This is a genomic window from Halobacteriovorax sp. RT-1-1, from assembly GCF_047085455.1.
Taxonomy (GTDB): Bacteria; Bdellovibrionota; Bacteriovoracia; order Bacteriovoracales; family Bacteriovoracaceae; genus Halobacteriovorax_A.
Genome location: NZ_JBKIXZ010000001.1, coordinates 1,326,596 through 1,346,630 on the forward strand (window position 1 = coordinate 1,326,596; position 20,035 = coordinate 1,346,630).

General features: G+C 36.9%; 20 protein-coding genes. 14 read left to right on the forward strand and 6 right to left on the reverse strand.

Annotated elements, in window-relative coordinates; all coding sequences use genetic code 11:
- Positions 1–345 precede the first annotated feature (345 nt).
- Together ACMAWV_RS06585 and ACMAWV_RS06590 are read right to left on the reverse strand one after the other, a co-directional pair.
- A complete protein-coding gene (locus ACMAWV_RS06585) occupies positions 346–1,170 on the reverse strand; it encodes a hypothetical protein (RefSeq protein ID WP_412469704.1) in 825 nt (274 codons plus the stop codon).
- Between the two features lie 133 nt (positions 1,171–1,303).
- Complete coding sequence (locus ACMAWV_RS06590) at positions 1,304–1,846, reverse strand: YceI family protein (RefSeq protein ID WP_158246784.1); 543 nt, start codon at positions 1,844–1,846, stop codon at positions 1,304–1,306.
- Between the two features lie 34 nt (positions 1,847–1,880).
- On the opposite strand from ACMAWV_RS06590, the gene ACMAWV_RS06595 reads away from it, so the two are divergent.
- From ACMAWV_RS06595 to ACMAWV_RS06615, 5 genes are all read left to right on the forward strand, one after another.
- Positions 1,881–2,126: a hypothetical protein gene (locus ACMAWV_RS06595; RefSeq protein ID WP_021266900.1), complete on the forward strand. Its 246-nt coding sequence runs from the start codon at positions 1,881–1,883 to the stop codon at positions 2,124–2,126.
- A gap of 444 nt (positions 2,127–2,570) precedes the next feature.
- On the forward strand, positions 2,571–4,313 hold the full coding sequence (locus ACMAWV_RS06600; protein WP_412469703.1) for a DUF885 domain-containing protein: 1,743 nt from the start codon (positions 2,571–2,573) through the stop codon (positions 4,311–4,313).
- 73 nt (positions 4,314–4,386) lie between these two features.
- Positions 4,387–5,700, forward strand: coding sequence for a cytochrome-c peroxidase (locus ACMAWV_RS06605; protein ID WP_412469702.1), 1,314 nt, complete (start codon positions 4,387–4,389; stop codon positions 5,698–5,700).
- Between the two features lie 109 nt (positions 5,701–5,809).
- Positions 5,810–7,087 (forward strand): hypothetical protein, encoded by a 1,278-nt coding sequence (locus tag ACMAWV_RS06610; RefSeq protein WP_103216863.1) that lies wholly within the window; start codon positions 5,810–5,812, stop codon positions 7,085–7,087.
- A complete protein-coding gene (locus tag ACMAWV_RS06615; protein WP_103216864.1) occupies positions 7,087–7,518 on the forward strand; it encodes a hypothetical protein in 432 nt (143 codons plus the stop codon). Before ACMAWV_RS06610 ends, ACMAWV_RS06615 begins: the two co-directional genes overlap by 1 nt.
- On the opposite strand, the gene ACMAWV_RS06620 is transcribed toward ACMAWV_RS06615, so the two are convergent.
- On the reverse strand, positions 7,510–8,385 hold the full coding sequence (locus tag ACMAWV_RS06620; RefSeq protein ID WP_412469701.1) for an arginase family protein: 876 nt from the start codon (positions 8,383–8,385) through the stop codon (positions 7,510–7,512). The genes ACMAWV_RS06615 and ACMAWV_RS06620 overlap by 9 nt on opposite strands.
- Before the next feature lie 23 nt (positions 8,386–8,408).
- On the opposite strand from ACMAWV_RS06620, the gene ACMAWV_RS06625 reads away from it, so the two are divergent.
- Positions 8,409–9,752 (forward strand): DUF4339 domain-containing protein, encoded by a 1,344-nt coding sequence (locus ACMAWV_RS06625; protein ID WP_103216866.1) that lies wholly within the window; start codon positions 8,409–8,411, stop codon positions 9,750–9,752.
- On the opposite strand, the gene ACMAWV_RS06630 is transcribed toward ACMAWV_RS06625, so the two are convergent.
- Entirely contained in the window at positions 9,744–10,586 is an 843-nt protein-coding gene (locus tag ACMAWV_RS06630) for an MBL fold metallo-hydrolase (RefSeq protein WP_412462763.1), read from the reverse strand. The genes ACMAWV_RS06625 and ACMAWV_RS06630 overlap by 9 nt on opposite strands.
- A 205-nt stretch (positions 10,587–10,791) precedes the next feature.
- Here ACMAWV_RS06630 and sucC point away from each other — a divergent pair, with 205 nt between their 5' ends.
- The 8 genes from sucC (at position 10,792) to ACMAWV_RS06670 (ending at position 17,751) form a co-directional block, all read left to right on the forward strand.
- A complete protein-coding gene (sucC, locus tag ACMAWV_RS06635; RefSeq protein ID WP_103216868.1) occupies positions 10,792–11,964 on the forward strand; it encodes an ADP-forming succinate--CoA ligase subunit beta in 1,173 nt (390 codons plus the stop codon).
- Positions 11,964–12,839, forward strand: coding sequence for a succinate--CoA ligase subunit alpha (gene sucD / locus ACMAWV_RS06640; protein ID WP_021266725.1), 876 nt, complete (start codon positions 11,964–11,966; stop codon positions 12,837–12,839). Before sucC ends, sucD begins: the two co-directional genes overlap by 1 nt.
- A gap of 42 nt (positions 12,840–12,881) precedes the next feature.
- Complete coding sequence (gene ndk / locus ACMAWV_RS06645) at positions 12,882–13,310, forward strand: nucleoside-diphosphate kinase (RefSeq protein ID WP_103216869.1); 429 nt, start codon at positions 12,882–12,884, stop codon at positions 13,308–13,310.
- A gap of 97 nt (positions 13,311–13,407) precedes the next feature.
- The gene (locus tag ACMAWV_RS06650; protein WP_412469700.1) at positions 13,408–13,887 is read left to right on the forward strand and encodes a hypothetical protein; all 480 of its coding nucleotides are present in this window, start codon (positions 13,408–13,410) and stop codon (positions 13,885–13,887) included.
- Entirely contained in the window at positions 13,880–15,235 is a 1,356-nt protein-coding gene (locus tag ACMAWV_RS06655) for a sensor histidine kinase (protein WP_393099566.1), read from the forward strand. Before ACMAWV_RS06650 ends, ACMAWV_RS06655 begins: the two co-directional genes overlap by 8 nt.
- 60 nt (positions 15,236–15,295) lie before the next feature.
- The gene (locus tag ACMAWV_RS06660; protein ID WP_146037770.1) at positions 15,296–15,775 is read left to right on the forward strand and encodes a hypothetical protein; all 480 of its coding nucleotides are present in this window, start codon (positions 15,296–15,298) and stop codon (positions 15,773–15,775) included.
- The gene (locus ACMAWV_RS06665) at positions 15,750–17,141 is read left to right on the forward strand and encodes a sensor histidine kinase (RefSeq protein ID WP_412469699.1); all 1,392 of its coding nucleotides are present in this window, start codon (positions 15,750–15,752) and stop codon (positions 17,139–17,141) included. Before ACMAWV_RS06660 ends, ACMAWV_RS06665 begins: the two co-directional genes overlap by 26 nt.
- Positions 17,142–17,277: 136 nt before the next feature.
- Positions 17,278–17,751 carry a CarD family transcriptional regulator gene (locus ACMAWV_RS06670; RefSeq protein WP_233189682.1) on the forward strand — a complete coding sequence of 158 codons (474 nt, stop codon included), beginning with the start codon at positions 17,278–17,280 and terminating at the stop codon, positions 17,749–17,751.
- A 96-nt stretch (positions 17,752–17,847) separates the two neighbouring features.
- Here the strand turns inward: ACMAWV_RS06670 and ACMAWV_RS06675 are convergent, their stop codons facing one another.
- Both ACMAWV_RS06675 and ACMAWV_RS06680 read right to left on the reverse strand, forming a co-directional pair.
- Positions 17,848–19,326, reverse strand: coding sequence for an N-acyl amino acid synthase FeeM domain-containing protein (locus ACMAWV_RS06675; RefSeq protein WP_412469698.1), 1,479 nt, complete (start codon positions 19,324–19,326; stop codon positions 17,848–17,850).
- 31 nt (positions 19,327–19,357) lie between these two features.
- A complete protein-coding gene (locus ACMAWV_RS06680; RefSeq protein WP_412469697.1) occupies positions 19,358–19,969 on the reverse strand; it encodes a TetR/AcrR family transcriptional regulator in 612 nt (203 codons plus the stop codon).
- Positions 19,970–20,035: the final 66 nt, after the last annotated feature.

Consider the following 20,035-nt stretch of genomic DNA (forward strand, 5'->3'; position numbering starts at 1 on the left):
AGAAATAGAAGTCAGGCTCGCGTACCTGATTCTATGAAAAGTTATATATAGTAGTTGGATAAAAGATATAGCGACACACCAGAAGCGAATGTTCTAGCAAATCAATTTCAATATCCCCCTACAGATATATCTAAATTTTATTTGTAGTAACAATTAATTGACCGAATGAAAAGAAGAAAATTTATTTTGGAATCGCGGCAAGATTCAGGGGCCTTGCCGCGAAGTGTGTTCTCTAGACCTGATTACTCTATGCAATTGTAATTAAGTGGAGAGGATATTGTTCTTGTGTTCTCAATGAAAATAACAATAACAACTCCACTTGCAAAGTTGAGATTCTGTTAAGATTTAAAAGAAGTAATAACCGATATCCAATGTAACTGTTCCACGCTTGTGAAAGTCGTCAATGATAAGAGCATGGTCATTGTCACCTGATTGGGCCGCAGTGTAAGTTGCATAAAGTTCAACAAATCCATCACCCTTGGCATATCTTAAATAAGGTAGCCAAGCTACGAAACGATCGTCACCAGCTTTTCTGTCACCATCTCTGTGGTCAGTATACCACTCGCCACCAAAGCCAAGAGACCAGTTGTCATTAAAGTTGTAAAAAGCAAAAGTTCCAAACATTGTACGCCATGCATTTGCATTAGGATTCCTTCCATTCTTATTGTAAACCTGCAAGTAAGTATTCGCTTCTAAAGTTAGCTTTCCGTTAGCGACTGTTTTTGATGATAGGAAATAGGCCCTATGATATGAGTCGTATCCACTGTTGCGATCTTCACCATCAAAAATATAATTTCGGTTTTGAAAGTTTAAGTTAATTCCGTGCTTATCTTCAGTTAGGATATTGTTTACGTACCATCTTAATGATGAGTAAGCGTATTCTCCTTGAAGTGTTTTCTTTCCTTCTTGTCCTATATATTGAGTGTAGACAGGAACCCAACGAATATTCTGATTCTTTGATAGGTTTAAACGAAAGTAGAAGAGGTGATCCATTGTAATACCATTTCTATCTTTTGAATTGATCTCTGCGTATGTAGAGTTTAAATAAAGAAGTTTAAAATTCTTTGATAGGGAATCAAGAAAAGAAGCTTCTTCGATTGAGATTTCATTGACCTGCGCATAGGTTATATTAATGACCAATGAAAGTAGTAATGTTGCTATCTTTTTCAAATATGCCTCCAAGCTTACTTAAATAGGGTTCGACCCTGAACTTAGAGCGAGTATGATAGTTAATTGAATTAATCACAAAAAGATGTGGGTGAAGTTAGTGAAGGTTCACTTTCTTTACCCACAATTGAGTATATTATTTACACTTTGAGAACTTAGATTCAATAGAAACTTGAACATCGTTCCAAGTTTTCCCTTCGTGAAGGGCAAGACATGCTTTATTGATAGCAGATAGGTTTTTTCCTAGAGCAAAATCAAGAACATCAATTGTTCCTTCTGCCTCTAGCTCACCATCTTCGATATCGTATTTCATTGGAACCTTGATTGTTTTTCCACCTAAAGTCATATCTACATAAAGGTAGTTGCTATCAACTTTATTAACAACACCTGAGATTTTCATATCTTGAAAAAAGAATTTCTCAATCTTTGCATCACGAGAAGCATCTTTTGTGTGAACAGAGTTTACGTCAATTGTAAAACGTGCACCACGAATTAGATCCTCAATAGAACCTTGTTTCTTCGTTGTCTTGATGTCGAATTTTTTAAATTCACCTTTTACACCAACTTTTTTTGCAGTCTTGTATGCTTCCCACTTTATCTTCGTATTTGCGTTACTAACTTCGAAACAGTTTGCAAATGTCATACTAGAAAAGAGGAGCCCAGCAATAATAAATTTCATTGTCTTTCTCCTTTGAATTAGATACATCAAGTATATGAAACAAAATGATTATCCGAAAGATTTTTATGTAACTTTACAAAATAATGACAATCTCATTGGTCAAATTGAAGTTAATAAAACATCTCGTGGATTCAATGCAGATATTGCAATCGTCTATAAAGAAACAAAAAAGATTTTCAAACACGTGGATCAAGTTTTTAACGCAGAAGATGAAACTGAAGCTTGTGATATTGGGATGATGAAATTGTCTCGTTTCTTGAAGTCAGTAAAGTCAATTTAACAACACAAAGACAACGTGTGTCAGTCATAAATATGACATCGCCATTTTATGAAACTACGTACTATTAGTACCTTTTCGCTGCGTCAGTGGTTTTGAAAAGTTGGCACGGGCCTTGCTTATATATAAACGTGTGTGTGTTGGAGCAGAAGAAAGGATTTTTTCACTCCGTCAAAAATGTCTCTCTTTAAGAAGCCGGATCAGTGATCCGGCTTTTTTTGTTTGCAGCATTTGCCACGAAGGCAAAATGATGCAATACAACCCAGAGGCGACCACGAAGGGAGCCTTCGGGTACGGTCTCTGCAAATCAAACTAATTCCCTTACCCGATTACCACCCAACCGCGACACTTCGCGAAGCGAAGTTAGCTTAATAAGGTACCAAACCTAGACACTCCAATACCCAACTATTAAACTTTTCTAATCTAAATATTTACCCAAGGGCCATAATGAAAATGTTTAATCACTTAATCTTTCTATCTTTATTAATTATTTCTTCATGCTTTTCTCAAAACGAAAAAGACTGGGGAGAAGCGTCAGATAAATTGGCCGAAGAATTTACATTTGCTCTTTCTGATTTAAATCCTGAAATCGGTTCATCATTTGGATATGAACAATATGATAAGTTAGGGACAAACCCTCGCATGGAGTTGGATGAAGCTTATGATAAGTTATTTATTAAGTGGATTAAAAAACTAGAGAAACTAGAAGAGGAAACAGAATTAGGTAATCTTAAAGTTGACTATGAAATTCTTTTAAGTGTTATCAAGAGAATGAAGAATCGAGTTGATACTTCAAGACGCTTAGGTGTTATCGCTGCTTCTAATGTTTCAGAATCAATCTACCAATCACTTTTTGGATTAATTAATCCTCAATCTCCAAAGCAAAGAAAGCAAGCAGGAGTTGATCGCTTTAAATATTATATGTCTGAAGAAGGTAAGAATTCTTATGTTATGGGGATGCTTAGTGAAGAAAAGCGCTATCTTGCTCTTTATAAAGATAAGATTTATCCGTTTGTTGGGGAGATCACAAAGAACTTAGAAAATTCTGCTGCCTATGTTGCTGGTGTAAAGCAATTACTAGAATTAAGTGGCCGTACAGACTGGCACAAAGAATATGAATTATTTCAAAAGCAAATCCTTGAGTATGATGCATTTATAAGAAATGAAATTCTTCCACACGCAAGACAAAATCCAAATTTACCAAAAGAACTATATCAAGTTGCTCTAGGTGATGCAGGAGTTGATATTAGTGCGGATGAACTCATTAAAATTGGAAAGAAAGATTTTGATGAGCTTTATAAAGAATACCAGAATTTAGCATCTCTAATTGCGAAGAAGAATAATCTTATAAAAGACGATCCTCTTTCAGTGATTACATTCTTAAAGAAGAAGCAGGTAACAAAACTTGATGATGTTAAAAAGCTTTATGAAAATGCAGCAGATAAGTTAGAAAAAATTATTGCAGATAATGATCTTGTTTCGCTACCAAAGCAGAAATTAGTGATTCGTATGGCCGGGGATGCAGAATCGAGAGCGCAACCTGTTCCTCACTTAAATCCTCCACCATTAATTGGAAACGATGGAAGTATTAAACCTGAGTTTGTAGTACCAACGTCTTCAACAGGAAGTCTTCCTTTTGATGACTTCTCTTATGAAAGTGCTGCAACTATTCTAACTGCACACGAGGGCAGACCTGGGCATGATTTACAATTTAGTCGTATGCTTGAAGAAAAGAATTCTCTAATTCGTGCTCGTTATGCAATGAACTCTGTGAATGTTGAGGGATGGGCATTATACGCGGAAGATCTTGTTTATGATTACCTAACTTTAGAAGAGAAGTTTGCAGGCCTTGAAATGAGGCTTTGGCGTATCGCTCGTTATTTTCTAGACCCTAGTGTTCAATTAGGCTTGGCAACTGAAGCTGATGTTGTGGAGGTTTTTCATAATAAGCTAGGGGTTTCAAAGCAGATGGCCGCCCTTGAGTTTCAGCGATATGCGTTTAGATCTCCGGGGCAAGCTACTGCTTACTACCACGGATTAAAAAAGATTAGAGGACTAAAGGCGTTGATTGAAAAGAATTACGGAAAAGTTAAGCTTAAGTGCTTTAATGACACGCTTTTATCTTTTGGACTCATGCCACACGATTTAATTCTTCTTTTTAAAGATAAGTTTAAGTCGTGCAAGATTTAGGAAGTTTAAAGTTTGACGTATCAAACACTCTTTTCTAGTATTTTGAAAATTAATTTTTTGGGACACACACAAAATGAAAACATTATTTATCCTCACAATGGTTCTGGGCGCGTTTGCGGCCCAGGCCGATCAACTTGATATTAAGTTAAAGCGCTATATTGAGCGCTTTTCAATGAAGGCCGTTGAGAAGCCAACAGGAAAGAATCCACAAATTTTTAAATTAGGAAAAGAGCTCTTTAATGAGAAAGAGATTTCTGGAAATCGCAATATTAGCTGTGCCGATTGCCATATGCCTGAATTTGGCAGTGGTGATAAGCTTCCTGTGGGAATTGGTGAAGGTGGAAAGTGGCAAGCAGGTGAGCGCTTAATTGCTAAAGGCCATGCTATTCCACGAAATTCACAACCTCTTTATAACTTAGGTGATAAGAATATCGAATTTATGTTCTGGGATGGAAGAGTTCACTATCGTAAAGATTGGGATGTTTACACAACTCCAGTTGAAGCCTTAAATGGTGATTATCCTGAACGATGGGATATTACTGAAAATCTTGGAAGTGCCCTTGCTGCCCAAGCTCTTTTTCCCATTACTTCACATGAAGAAATGAGAGGAGTTAAGGGAAGCAATGACATTGCCAACGCCGTAAACGAAGAAGCAGTTTGGAAGATCGTTATGGGAAGACTTTTAAAGATGCCTAAGTATCAAAAGTTGTTCAAAGAAGCCTATCCAAGGACTCCAAAAGCTGAACTTAATATTGGCCACTTTGGTCAGGCCATTGCCCATTTTGAAACACATGAATTTGCAGTATATGAAACGGCGTGGGATGAGTACTTAAATGGTAATCGCTTTGCTCTTAATCAAAAGGCCAAGCGTGGTGCAGTTGTATTCTTTGAAACTGGAAGCTGTATTGGATGTCATACAGGGACACTTCTTGGTGCGAATATGTTTGCAGCAGTAGCTTCGCCGCAGATAGGGCCAGGTAAGAACGATCCGAGAAGAAATGATGAAGGACGTTTTCTTGTAACCAAGCGAGAAAGTGATCGTTATAAATTTAGAGTTCCACCATTAAGAAATATTGCTTTAACTGCTCCTTACTTTCATTCTGGTGCATACGGGAGCCTTGAAGAAGTTGTTGAGCATTACCGAACAGGTGTTAAGGCCATCGATCAATACGATAGCACTTGGTTGCTAAATACTTTCAATAAGAATTTTGGCAAGAATCTGTTTGTTGAAACAAATCAATATATGCTCTTTAAAAAGAAAGATGCAGCAGACATGATCCTTAAAGATGAGCTAATTCGTATAAATGACTCGCAAAAAAGTGATTTAGTCTACTTTTTGAAGTACGGACTAACTGATAAGAAAGAGCTTCACAAAATTATGCCTTAAATAATTGGTAGCGAAATTTGTATAAACAAGCAGATTTCGCCCATATTTCATTAATATCTTCGCAACGTGTTACAATAACTATTGTCGCGTTAAACTTATGGGGAAGTTGATGAAAAAGTTGATTTTATTTTTAAGCATAGTCGCAATTTCAAGCACTTATGCTCTTGTAACAGATGAGAATTACGAAGGAGTGACGGATGTTCAATTCGATGTTGTCCGTTCATTTGATATTCTTGATCCTGAAACAGGTTACTCCCACCGAATTGATGCCCCAAAGAGAGGAAGTGATAAGAGTATAAAGGTTCGTATTGTTGGTCAAAATAATTGGGCCTATCGAATTAAACTTGAAGTCGACGGAGTTGAGCAAGATAAGACTTATCATGTAACGAAACGATATCTTAAAGAGGCCCTTGATATGGCAACGGCCTACAACTATATCCGCTTAAACCGTACTATTGATGAAGTAGGGAATCCTCCAATTGAGCCTTGTGAAGGTAGTGATATTTTATCTGAAAACCGTCCTGTTTATGTTGGCGAAATTTTTGAAGAGCCTAAGAATATTATTACAAGTAATCAAAAGTGGAAGGCCGGTTGCGAGGTCTTAGAAAACCGTAATTCATTAACTTCAAGCGATAGCAATACTAAGTCAAAGCTTGGACAATGTATTAGGAGTATCCAAAACTCAATTACACGTCAGGGTTCTTTAAAAAATCGTGGGCAAATATTTAAAAACCTCTACCGTTATTTAAGACCGGAAGAGCAGCACTTTGCCGCTATGATCTTTACTGCTCAAGGTGAAGCTGGAATCCTTGTTCGTGATATCAATGGTGGTGAAAGACACCCTGAAGAAATGATGATGATCATGAAGGTTATTGATAATCGTGTTCGTAACTCGAATGAAGATGCATCTCGTGCTGGTAAAGAAGGTAGTACGACTGCTCTCGATATTGCTTTAGATCCATGGCAATTCTCGATGTATAACCATAATGAAGATAATTGGAGACAAATGATGCTTCCTGGTCGAAATCAAGAGTTTGATACGGCCATTGATGCTTATATGAAATTTGGAACGGCCAATTTTAAGCCAAAGCCAGATGTTGATCATGTTTACCATTACCATGCAAACTGGATGCTTCCAACGAATGATGCTTGGGGAGATAACTTTAGAGCAAATCAAGATAATTGGGAGTTAAATGTTCAAGTTGATGGAAATCTTCTAAGACAGCCAAACCCAATGTATAATGAAAACAATGCAAGTGATCGTAAGAAGATTGCGAAAAGTTGGAAAAGACAACGCCATATTTTTTATAAACCAATCGATACAGATGGAAAGATCGTTGATGGCGACGATTGGCATTGGACTGTAAAGAAACCGTTTAGGTCATAATGAAAAAGATACTATTAATTACAACATTTCTATTTCAAACAATTGTTAGCGCTGGTGTTAGTGACTGGTCAATTGTAAATATTAAAGGTGACTTCTGGCTTAAGAAAAAAGATTCGAAAACACTTAAGGCAAAAATCACAAAACGTACTGGAAAAAGTAAAGTTACTGAGACTAAGTCTGTTGGTGATAATTATGAATTGATAATTTATTACGCAGGTTCAGCGGGTACTTTCCAGTTAATAGATATTTACTACGCTGTCATCTTTGATAAGAAGAAAAATCAATTTATTGGAGACTACCCTTGGGAATATAAAGCTCAAGAGGGATCTAAGAAAGTTGATAATCCAAAATGGGATATTTCAAAGAAGGTCATTAAAATCAATGACCCACAAACTGACTTGAAGAAAACTATCCAATTAAGATCAAACTAAGAAATCATAAATGAGTGAGGCGAGGGCGCGTGCGTCCTTTGCCGATAACTCGTCAAATAACGGATTGTATTCGTAAATTCCTAAAATCTGTTTTTTACTCGCTGTATACTCTTTATATTGAGAAACAAGCTTTCTTAAAAACTCAAGAGGGATTCCGTCGTGATTTACAGCGCTCACACTTTGCATATCACTAGCTGCAATAGCGTCTGCATCGATACTAAAGAGAATATCACCATCATGTGTTTCGTAGATCTCTTTCATAAAGCTAGTGTCGCTAAAAGTAAGAGATAACTCTTTGAGCTTTTTCGTATCGATAATATCCATCTTCATACCTTCATAATTTTGAGGCACGTTTGCATATTGATGAATTCCAATTTGCAAAATTTTGACTTCTTTCTGATTGGCCACTTGGCGAAATGGAGTCCCTGAATGATAGACATCATCACTTCTTGTATCAAGGTGGGCATCAATATTGATTAGAAGTGGATTCTTTAGTTCAACACCCATGGCAAGAGGATAGACATGGTCGTGGCCTCCACCAAGGTGAACTAATTTCTTTGCTTTTATCTTCTTTATTTTCTCGATTGATTGGGCCTGCATTTTATCAAAGTCCAACTGTCCTTGGTTGGCGATACTTATTATTCCAAGCTCACTGAGGCTATTATGATCGGCAAATTTTTTTAGCTGAGAAAGGATTACTTTTGGCCCGTGAGAGGCGCCGCGGCGGCCACCGTTTCTCACAACACCAAGGTCGTTCTCACTTAGTAGAAGAGCTTGCTGTGAATTAAAGTCATCAATTTTAAAGCGAGTGGCAATAGATTGTGATTTTCTTTTGTTAAGATTGTCATCTATTTCTTTCCAGCCCATGTAACTTCCTTTAAAGTATAACTATGCAAAAAAATTGGTATATTAATCAGTCCGGCAAAAATAAGGGACCATTCAACGCTCAAGATATTATCGACTTTTATGATAAAGGTCTAATTAAATCCTATCAACTTTGCTGGCGCAAAGGGGCCAAGAATTGGAAGCCTGTCTTTGCAGTCATTCAAGTTGCCCGTAATGAGGCCCAATCTTATTATGAGTCTAAGGTTTTAGATGAAGATCATGATCTTCCTGAGATTCCTATACACGAAGCGAAGTTCTTTGATGACTACAATGAGGATGATACTCCACCTCCTTTAGAGGAAGAGATTGAAGATGAGGACGATTTCGAACGTGAGTTAGAAGATAGTAGCGAGAAACTTGATGTCGCAGCAGACATTAAGTTACCTAGTAAGTTTCCAATTTATACAACAGTTATTGCAAGTTTTATCATCACAGTTGTTGTGGTTATCAGTTTCTACATGGCCGCAGGCCCTAAAGTGAAAGAAGTTGAGTTAAAAAATATCTCTATTAGTGCACTAAATGAATTTAAGAAGCCTGTTAGTGCAAATGATGTACATTTAATTGTTAATAAGGATATGTCTGCTCTTTATATAAAGCTTCCATTTAAAAGGAGAGTAAGTGTTGAGCTCATCCTTCATCGAAAACCTGATGAGCTACATCGTGGGGATGTTCTTGTAAAGGCCCATAATATTGGTGAAGGCGGAATTATTGAGTTTAAGGATCTAACATTAGAGGAAGGACAAAACTTCATACCTGGTTCTTATGCTGTAACTTTCATTTACGATTATCTTGGACTATTGGATAATATTAAGAGCAAATTTGGGACTGGTTCAAACCGTGAAGTTTTAGAAAAGAAAGTATTCCTTGTTCCTGAAACACGTGAAAAATATATTGCACAAATTACAAAAGTTGAGAAAAAGAAGACTGTTGCTTCAAAAAAGAATATTGCTGCAATTAATGAAAAGCTTAGAACACTAGAGGCCCTCATTTCTTCGATGTCTATTCACTATCGTCTTTCTCTTAGTCAGGTTAGTGGATGGTTGGCCCATAAAGAATTTAAGCAACGATATGCAAAAAATATTGCACCTTTGTTACAGAGTATTATTTTATCGAATTATGATCTTAATGATGCAAGACTTTCTAGTGAAGAGAGGAAACTTGAAAATGAAATACACTCTTTGGGTAAAGATATAAGTGCTTGGAGTGTGAAGCTTACTGATAAGCTGTCTCGCTATGGAATGCTAAATAAGAAAAAGCGTCTCTACCTAAGAAAGTTTATGGATGATGACCGCGTGATTTTTCAGTCTTCAAAGAATGATATTCAAGCAGAAATTCAAAAGCTACTCTAAGTCTACTGGAATATACTTTCCGCGCTCATTTTGCGTAATCTTTGCACTGGCATATTTAGGGTCATGTTCAAAAATTACGCGAAGATCTTTTTCTACAATCATCTTTAGAAATTCAATCTTATCAACAGTCGTCTGCCCAGGAGCAATGTCATAGCCCATTACCCAAGGCACGTGAACGTGATTTGATGTTGGGATTAGATCGGCAAGATAGATATATTCATTTGTATATGGGTGTATAAGGTGAGGAGTATGGCCATAAGAGCACTTAAAACGAAGGCTATCATTACTTAATTTTAAAATTTCACCTTCTTTTCCAGTGAGCCAGTGAACACGTCCAGCTTTATCAAACCTTTCAATTGTTTCTTTAAAGTATTGCTTATGAAAAGAGCCACTATCTCTTAACGTTGGATTAAGTGCATATTCCCAGTGGTCTTTGTGAAGGTGAATCGTAGCGTTTGGAAAGACCGGTGCAAATTCACCATTTTCATCTTTATATACCATCCCACCAACATGGTCGAAGTGTAGGTGAGAGATCACAAGGTCTGTCACATCTGCACAATCAATTCCCTTGTCGGCAAGTGCCTTCTTTAAAGGAGAGTGTTCTTGGCGAACATCGAATTGCTCATCAAACTTTTCACCGTGATAATCGCCAATTCCCGTATCTGTTATAATGATGCGATCTTGGTCCTTGATGATCCAAAGTCTTAGGTCGAGGTCAATGCGGTTGTCATTATCCGCAGGATGAACCTTGTTCCATAATGGTTTTGGAATAATGCCGAACATGGCACCACCGTCTAATCTAAATTTACCAGGGCTAATAAGTATGTTTTCCATGTCATAATTGTGCGAAAGTTTAGAAATTGCTACAAGACTGTAAGCGTTATATTGTGAATAAATCTTCAGTTCTAAATCTTAATCATTTAATGCACAAAAAACTTGGGGAAAATGACACGACTCACCTAGAAAGATATGGTCTTGCCCTCTATTATAAGCCAGTAAAATCATGAATATTTCATAGACAAAAAACTTAGGAGTTTTAATGAACGTACATGAGTACCAGGCCAAGGGTTTAATGAGAGATATGGGCCTGAAGGTTCTTAGAGGTGAAGTAGCGAAGACTGTTGATGAAGCAGTTGCTGCTGCAGAAAAATTAGGTGGAAATATTTGGGTTGTTAAGGCTCAAATTCACGCAGGTGGGCGTGGTAAAGCAGGTGGTGTTAAGCTTGCAAAGTCAATCGAAGAAGTTCGCTTACACGCTGACGATATTCTAGGTAAGACTCTTGTTACTCACCAAACTGGTCCAGAAGGAAAGAAAGTACACACACTATTCATCGAAGAAGGATGTGACATCGAGCATGAGTACTATGCTGGTGTTGTTCTAGACCGTGCAACTGGTAAAGTTACAATGATGGCCTCTGAAGAAGGTGGAGTTGAAATTGAAGAAGTTGCTCACAATACTCCAGAGAAAATTATTAAAGTAGCAATCGATCCAGCAGCTGGGTTCACTCCATTTGTTGCTAGAAAGCTTGCATACGGAATTGGTCTTAAGACAAAAGAAGAAGTGAAGGAAGCTTCAATTTTCTTTAAAGGTCTTTACGATCTATACATGAAGTATGACTGTTCAATTGCAGAGATCAACCCATTAGTAAAAACTAAGCAAGGTGATATCTTAGCACTAGACGCAAAGTTAAACTTTGATTCAAACGCTCTTTTCAAGCATCCAGAGGTTCAAGAACTAAGAGATCCAACTGAAGAAAGTGATAAAGAACTTGCAGCAAGTGAATTTGGTGCAGCATATATTGAGCTTGATGGAAATATTGGTTGTCTAGTAAACGGTGCAGGTCTTGCAATGGGTACAATGGACATCATTAAGCTACACGGTGGTGAGCCAGCTAACTTCCTTGACGTTGGTGGATCAGCAACAAAAGAAACTGTTCAAAAAGCATTCTCTCTAATTCTTCAAGATGAGAACGTAAAAGCAATTCTAGTTAATATCTTTGGTGGGATCATGAAATGTGACATTATCGCTGAAGGTGTTGTTGCAGCTGCAAAAGAACTAGAACTTACAGTTCCATTAGTAGTACGTCTAGAAGGAACAAACGTTGCTCTAGGTAAGAAAATATTAAATGAATCAGATCTTGCAATTATCGCTGCTGAAGATCTAGCTGATGCTGCAAAGAAAGCAGTTGAAGCAGCAAAAGGGGAGGCGTAATGGCCATTCTTATTAATCGTGATACAAAACTAATCACTGTTGGTTTTACAGGTAAGCAAGGTACTTTCCATTCACTACAATCAAGAGATTACGGTACTAACTTTGTTGGTGGTGTAACTCCAGGTAAAGGTGGAACAGTTCACGAAGGTTTCCCTGTTTTCAATACAATCAAAGAAGCTATGAATAAGACGGAAGCGAATGCGGCCATGATTATGGTTCCACCTCCGTTCGCAGCTGACTCAATCCTTGAAGCAATCGATGCAGAAATGCCACTTATCATTGCTATCACTGAAGGGATTCCTATCCTAGATATGGTTAAGGTAAAAGCAGCTCTTAAAGGTTCAAAATCAAGACTAATTGGTCCTAACTGTCCAGGTGTTATCACTCCAGGTGAGTGTAAGATCGGAATTATGCCAGGTCACATCCACATGCCAGGTCGTGTTGGTGTTATCTCTCGTTCAGGAACTCTTACTTATGAAGCTGTTTACCAATTAACTCAAAGAGATATCGGACAATCAACTTGTGTTGGTATCGGTGGTGACCCAGTAAACGGAACTAACTTCATCGACGTACTAGAGCTTTTCGAAAAAGATCCAGATACAGATGCTGTTATCATGATCGGTGAGATCGGTGGTTCTGCAGAAACAGATGCAGGTCGTTGGATTCAAAAGAACATGAGTAAGCCAGTTGTTTCTTTCATCGCTGGTGCTTCAGCGCCTCCAGGTAAGAGAATGGGGCACGCAGGTGCAATCATCTCTGGTGGTGATGACACTGCTGAAGCTAAGTTTAGAATTCTTGAAGAGTGTGGTGTAACTGTATCACGTTCTCCAGCTGAACTTGGTGAGACAATGGAGAAGGTTTTAAAGAACCTTTAATTAAAGAATTTAGGAAATTTTCCGCAAGATAATTTTAAGGAGATTAAAATGGAAAGAACTTTTAGTATCGTTAAGCCAAACGCGCTTCTTGATAACAACATCGGTAACATCATTAAGAGATTTGAAGAAGAAGGTCTAAGAATCGCTGCTCTTAAACTTACTCACCTTTCAAAAGAGAAAGCTGAAGGTTTCTATATTGAGCATAAAGATAGACCATTCTTTGGTGAGCTTGTTGCTTTCATGACTTCTGCGCCAGTTGTACTTATGTGCCTAGAAGGTGAAAACGCAGTTGAAAGAAACAGAGAAATCATGGGTGCTACTAACCCAGCTGAAGCTGCTGAAAATACTCTAAGAAAGCTATATGCTAAGTCAATCGGTGAAAACGCTGTTCACGGTTCTGACTCTCTAGCTTCTGCAGAAAGAGAACTTGCTTATTTCTTCGAAAAAGATGAAATTTGTCCACGTTTCTAATTATCTTTTTATCTTAAAAGTATAATGAGAGAAGGCCTTGTCTATGACAAGGCCTTTTTTATGTTTATAAAGAGAATTTGTCGTGTTAAGTTTACGTATGAAAACTCTTGTACTGTCTTTAGCATTATTCGGGATTTCGGCATTTGCTCAGATCCCAAGACAAAAAATTAAAATAATGAATCAACGACTTCATAAAGAGCTTAAAGTTGCAAAAGTTGATTATTTTACAAATATTCCAAGTGAAGAATTCTACTTCGTCGATCCCTATCAAAAGAATAAAAAGAATAAAGCGTTGGCATTCTCTCTTGAGAATCTTTTCAAGCACTTTGCTCCAGATGCAAAGTCAGTAAAGCTAACGGCCATTAATCTTTATCAAGTTATTATCCAAAGAAATACTGAGAGGGCCAAAACAACTTACGTCATGTATAAGCAAGATGGAAATTGGATGGAAAACTCTGACTTAGGTCCTTTAAGGGTTATCAGAAAAGGTTTAGGTATAATTCCGAATGATAAAATTACCAAAGAAGGAATAGATTGGATTTGGATGATTAATGAGATTTCTTTCATCTATGAATAAATTTTCGAATAAACACTTATTTTACAGTTTCATCGTAATTTTTATATTTGTTATCGCTGCAGGAGTAGGGGCCGGTCTTCGTATCTTTGATAAAGATGAGCCTAAGCTGTTTAATGCTCGTGTTATTTCGAGATTGTATTTTCAAGTGGTCGCAAGTATTCATGCCACTTCCCAGAACCTTGAAGAATTTAAAAAGAGTCCAAGTTCTGAAGCCCTTGAGTCCGCTTTTCTTAGGGCCGATGCAATCCTTGGTCATACAATGGCCTATAGGAGTGAAATCTACTCTCTTGCTGAATATGATACAGAGTCGTTTCTGAAATATCTCTCTGAAGTCGACCGTAGCTTTAATACTGCTAGACAAAAGATTGAAGCACTCCTTTTTAAGGTTGAGTCAAATGTGGGATATTCTTATGTTGCTAGTGACTTGAATAAAATTGATGAAGTTCTAATCATCTTAGAGCGCTTGAATAATCTAACATTAAAGCTAGAGAGTGAGTCATGGCTGTTGTCTGCAAATGTATTTGGGGATGCTGCAGGTTCATTTGAATTTAATCGAATTGTTTTTCTCACTTCTTTAATTGGTCTATTTATTTGTCTGACCGGCTTTCTGATCATGCTTATTTTAAAGAGTAGGAGTGATGAAGAGCTAAAAGAAAAAAATGTTGAGCTGCTTAATAATTATCGACTCGCAAACCTAGGTGAGTTTGCCGCTAATGTTGCTCATGAGATCAATAATCCACTCACGGTTTTATTGTGGAGCGTAAAAAGAATTGAAAAAGTTAATAACAGCGATGGGGAAATGAAAAGCTTGGCGATGATTAGAGGTCAGGCCGAGAGGATTGATCAGATCATTAAGGGGATAAAGCTTCTTTCTCAAAATTCTAATCACTTAAATAATAGCCCAATAGATATTGAAGAACTCTTTGAACACCTGCGAGAGATTATTATTCATAAATGTGTCGCTAATAATATTGTTTTGAATATTGAAGGGAGTTGCTCAGGAAGTAAGGTCTGGGGGAAAGAGGTTCAACTTCTTCAAGTTTTCACAAACTTTATTGTTAACTCTATTGATGCAATGGAGGGAATGAATAATAAGAAAATTTCGATTAAGTATAAAACTAATCTTGAAGATCAGTTACTTATTCATATTATCGATACCGGTAGGGGGATTGATCTTAAAGATCAGAAGAAGCTTTTTGCTTATATGTACACGAGTAAGCCTGGTACAGGTATGGGAATCGGACTTGCCCTTAGTTCACAGATCATTGAGTCTCTTAACGGCCATATCAAATACCTAAATAATGAGGAAAATACGACTTTTGAAATCATGTTGCCCCTTTATCGCTAATTAGTTTCTATTTTTCTTTTATACTTGGTCAAATCGACTTAATCGTGATAAAAATTATTTATGAAAATTTTGCTACTAATCGCTACGTTTTTTAGTATTAGCGTGATTGCTAAAGTACCTAGACAAAAAATTGCAATCTTAAATCAAAAACTTCATACCGAAGACAAGGTTGTGAAGGTTGATTACTTCACTAAAATCCCAAGTGTTGAGTTTGATTTTTTTGATCCATATCAACAGCATAAGAAGATAAAGGTAACAGCTTTCTCTCTTGAGAGTCTGTTTGTTTATTTTGCGCCTACAGCTACGTCCGTGAAACTTAAGGCCATTAATCTTTATAAAGTTCATATTAAAAGAAATGTTGAACGTTCTAAAACGACTTATATTATGTATAAGCAGGATGGGAAGTGGCTTGAAAATTCAGAGCTTGGCCCTATGAGAATTATTAGAAAAGACTTAGGGGTTATTTCAAAAGATAAGATTACTGAAGAAGGAGCTGACTGGATTTGGATGATAAATGAGATCGAATTTGTCTATGAGTAAGCTTTCTAATAAGCATTTATTCTATAGCTTCTTAATTATTCTCGTTTTGATGCTTTCTGCTGGATTTGGAGCAGGGCTTCGAATTTTTGATAAGGAAGAGCACAGACTTTTTAACTCAAGAGTTGTTGCTAGACTTTATTTTCATGTGGCCTACGCTATTCATGACACTCATAAAAAACTTATAAAATTTAAAGATTCACCAACAATTGATAATCTCGAAGATGCCTATTTAAGAATTGATGCTAGCTTTGGACAAATTAGTGCACTAAAGAGTGAAGCTTTTATTTTAGATGAGTATGAAACGAAATCATTTCAAGACTACCTGAAGGTTGCAAATGAAATCCTCACGTCTGCTCGTGGTATTATTGAGACAGTTCTTACGAGGGCCGAGAGTGTAGATGGCTATCAATTTACGGAAAATGACTTTAAGGAGATTGCTCGCTCAATTCTAATTCTAGAGCGACTCAGTGACTTGAACTTAGAGCTTGAAAGTGAGTTTTGGCAAATCTCTGCCTATGTCTATGGCGATATCACCAAATCTTTTGACTTTAAGCGTGCTGTTTACCTAGCTTCTCTTACCGGTTTAACTATCTGCCTTATTGGTTTCCTCGTCATCCTTGTTTTAAAAATTCGAAGTGATGAGAGGCTTGAAGAAAAGAATGTTGAGCTTGTTAATAATTATCGTCTGGCAAATCTAGGTGAGTTTGCGGCCAATGTCGCTCATGAAATTAATAATCCTCTTACTGTACTTCTGTGGAGTGTGAAAAGACTAGAGAAGAACACTGCTGATGAAGAAGAGAAGAAAAAGTTTAATATGATTAAGAATCAGGCCCAAAGGATTGATCAAATTATTAAAGGGATCAAGCTTTTATCTAAGAACTCTAATCATCTAAACAATAGTGCAATTAATGTAGATAAGCTCTTTGATCAGCTACAAGAGCTTGTTATTCATAAATGTAGTGCAAATAATATTGCTTTGAATATTGAAGGTGACTGTAAAGGTTGTCAGATTTGGGGAAAGGAAGTTCAGATTCTTCAGGTACTCACAAATTTTGTTTCCAATTCTGTTGATGCAATTGAAGAGATGGAAAGAGGGCGAATTACGATTCGCTATAAATCTAATAGTGAAAACCAATTGATCATACATATTGTTGATACAGGTAAAGGGATTGATCTTAAGGATCAGAAGAAGCTCTTTGCATATATGTATACAACTAAGCCAGAAGCCGGTATGGGCATTGGTTTGGCCCTTAGTACTCAGATCGTTGAGTCGATGAATGGCCACATTAAATATCTTAATAAAGAGGAGAATACGACTTTTGAGATCATGCTTCCTCTTTATCGTAACTCAGCTAAATATAAGTAGTTGAAATTATTGGGTCGTTTCTCTACAACGAACTGTCTAAAATTCAAAGATCATATGTAAATCTTACAAGGCTCATTGAGGCTGATGCTGCGTCGTAGTATATTCAATGGGAGAGAAAATACCCTTGGAGGTAGAAATGTTTAACATTGGAGATTACGCAGTTTGCCCTGGCCACGGTGTGGGACAAATTGTGGACATCGAAGATCGCGAGGTAGGAGGACAAAGTCTTTCATTCTACATCATTAAAGTTGTAGCTAATGGAATGACTGTAATGGTTCCTACAAATTCCAAAGATGGAATTAGAGTACTCGTCGACGAAAAAGAGATCAGTGAAGTTTACGAGCTTCTTAATGATCATGATGTAACAGTTGATAATTCAACTTGGAACCGTCGTTACAGAGACTATATGGAAAAAGTGAAGACTGGTTCACTTATTGAGATTGCTGATGTCCTTAGATCACTTTTCTTATTAAAGAATAAGAAGAATCTTTCGTTCGGTGAAAAGAAAATGCTTGAGCAGTGTAGAGACCTAATTGTTCAAGAGATTTCAATCAAGAATGGGGCAGAGAAAACTGAAGTAAAAAATCAAATTGAGAGCTGTTTTAATTAATAGCTTTATAAGTTCAAGGTTCTTTTGAACTTATTCTCTTGTGTTGTGTGTGTGAAATAAGCGTTTGTGGGGTAACTTGCAAGCGCTTTATTTTTTTCAAAGACTTTCAAAATATCTTTTTTCAACATTTTCGAGTAACTCTTTTGGTGTAACTTCCATAATGTACTCAGTGTTTCCTTCGTAATTGATTCGCTCGTGAATTGGTTTAAAGCCCCAGCGCTTAAATGAGCGGGCCCTAATTTTATCCGCTTCTATGACAATGCGATCAAGGCCCTCTACTTTCTGTGCCGCAAATGTAACGGCCGCTATTAAGTCATTTGCATTGAAAATGGAATCATTCCCATCCACTGCAAAACGTCCAATTTCGGCTATTATTTCACCTCTTTGTCTTTCTACCTCATGGCCAGTAAAGATCTCAAGAGGAAGCTTCTGATTTACTTCTTTTGAAAGAGTAATTGAAATTGTTCCCGAAATATCGATCGAATCTTTTTCTCTAGATAGGTAGCGAATACCAGAATCATCATGACCTTTAAATGAATATTTTATCTGAGAGTTTCGAGCTGCTGCAAGAACGATTGTACGACTTTCTAATTGCTCCGTTATTTCTTTAAGCTTATCTAAGTCTTGGTCTTCGATATTTAGACGATTCTTATATTCATTAAAAAGAAAGTCTCTCACGGTTCTGACTAGTTCAGGACGTGATTCATAGTCTCTGATAGCATCAATCATATGAAAGGATGCCTTCACTTCATTATCATCCATATAGGTAAAGCTTTGAATCTTTTTGATCCTTCTTTGAGGTGAGAAAAAGTTTTGATTGTAGTTTAAGCTATTTAAAAAGTTCGCAAACATCGTTTGGTAAGTTATCTCTTCACTCTCATTTGCAGAAATATTAAAGATAGAGTTGCTCGTTGAGCTCGAGTTATCAAAATGTACAAGAGTTCTTGTTCTTCCTTGAGAGTCTACATGAACTGGCTCGTGTAACTTATAAGGGTTATCTCCAAGTTGTGCATATGGGACGTAATTTAATTCTCCACGGTAGAATTTGATAAGAGTATTGATTCGTTGATATTCACCTAGAAGATAATCTGTTATTTCTTTTTCATCTTTCTTATGAGCTTCATAAATAATAGTGCTGATATCATTTTGATACTTATAAAGTTTTGAAATATTATTCTCATATTGCTTTTGATGATAGTCGCTCAGTTGTGAAAGGGGAGTTACCGCCTTTACTTTATCGGCATTAATAAGATGCTGCTGATTAAGAGGAACTTTTAAATTCCCTCTTAAAGTAGTGAAAACTAAGTGGCCATCTTCTATCTTACGATCTAGTCCTGAACGATGAATATAAGAAAGGTTGATCCCCTTATACTTATCTTTCAGATAAGTCATGATTTGTGCAACCTTTGTGTCATACTTAGGATCCGCTCCAAAATTAACAAATTCAGAAATGGCCTCGAGACAAGAATTTGGCCTATTTACACTTGCAATTGAGCGGCGTGCAACCTCGTCTTTACTAAGAATAAAGCTAAGAATTACTAGAATGGAAAATACACAAGATATTAGAATCTTCACCAATAGCTATTCGGAAATTTTACGCTATTCTTTAGTTGTTTAGTCGGTTAATTATCGTCTCAAGCCTTTTTGTGTAGGCTTCAACTTCTTTTTTTGGATCAATTACATTATAAAGGCTTAATATCTGGATGATAGCACCTGTTAGAAATTCATGAATGGCCTGACCAGCAAGCTCAGGGTTTAGGTCTTTTGCGAGCTGCCCATCTTTTTGAGCGCTACGAACGAGGTCGATTATCCTCTGTCTACCGGTGTGAATGAGGTTGGCAGCAGTTTGTGAAACCTTCTTGTCGATAGAAGCGCGATAGTAAAGATAGAGAATCGTTTTGGCCTCATTGGGACGGTCAATGAGCCATTGGAAATTAGCAAGACAATGCTTTTTTAGTTTAGTTAAAGAAGTATCTTCTTCGCAAATTGTGCTTATTACTCTAGCGTGGTTCTTTGTAACGATAAAGTCGAGAACTCCAAGAAAGAGTTGAGACTTATTTTTAAAGTAGTGAAAAACTGCAGACTGGCTAACTCCAAGTGTATTTGCAATCTTTTGAAAAGATGCACCATCAATACCTTTGTGCGCCATCTGATCGATTGCTGTCTCAATGATCGCGATCTTTCTTTTTTCACCTTTAGGTGTTTCACCTACACTCATAATAAACCCTAATAACAATTCGAATTTTTACTATCATATAAACTTTCTATCGAGTTTACAAAAACT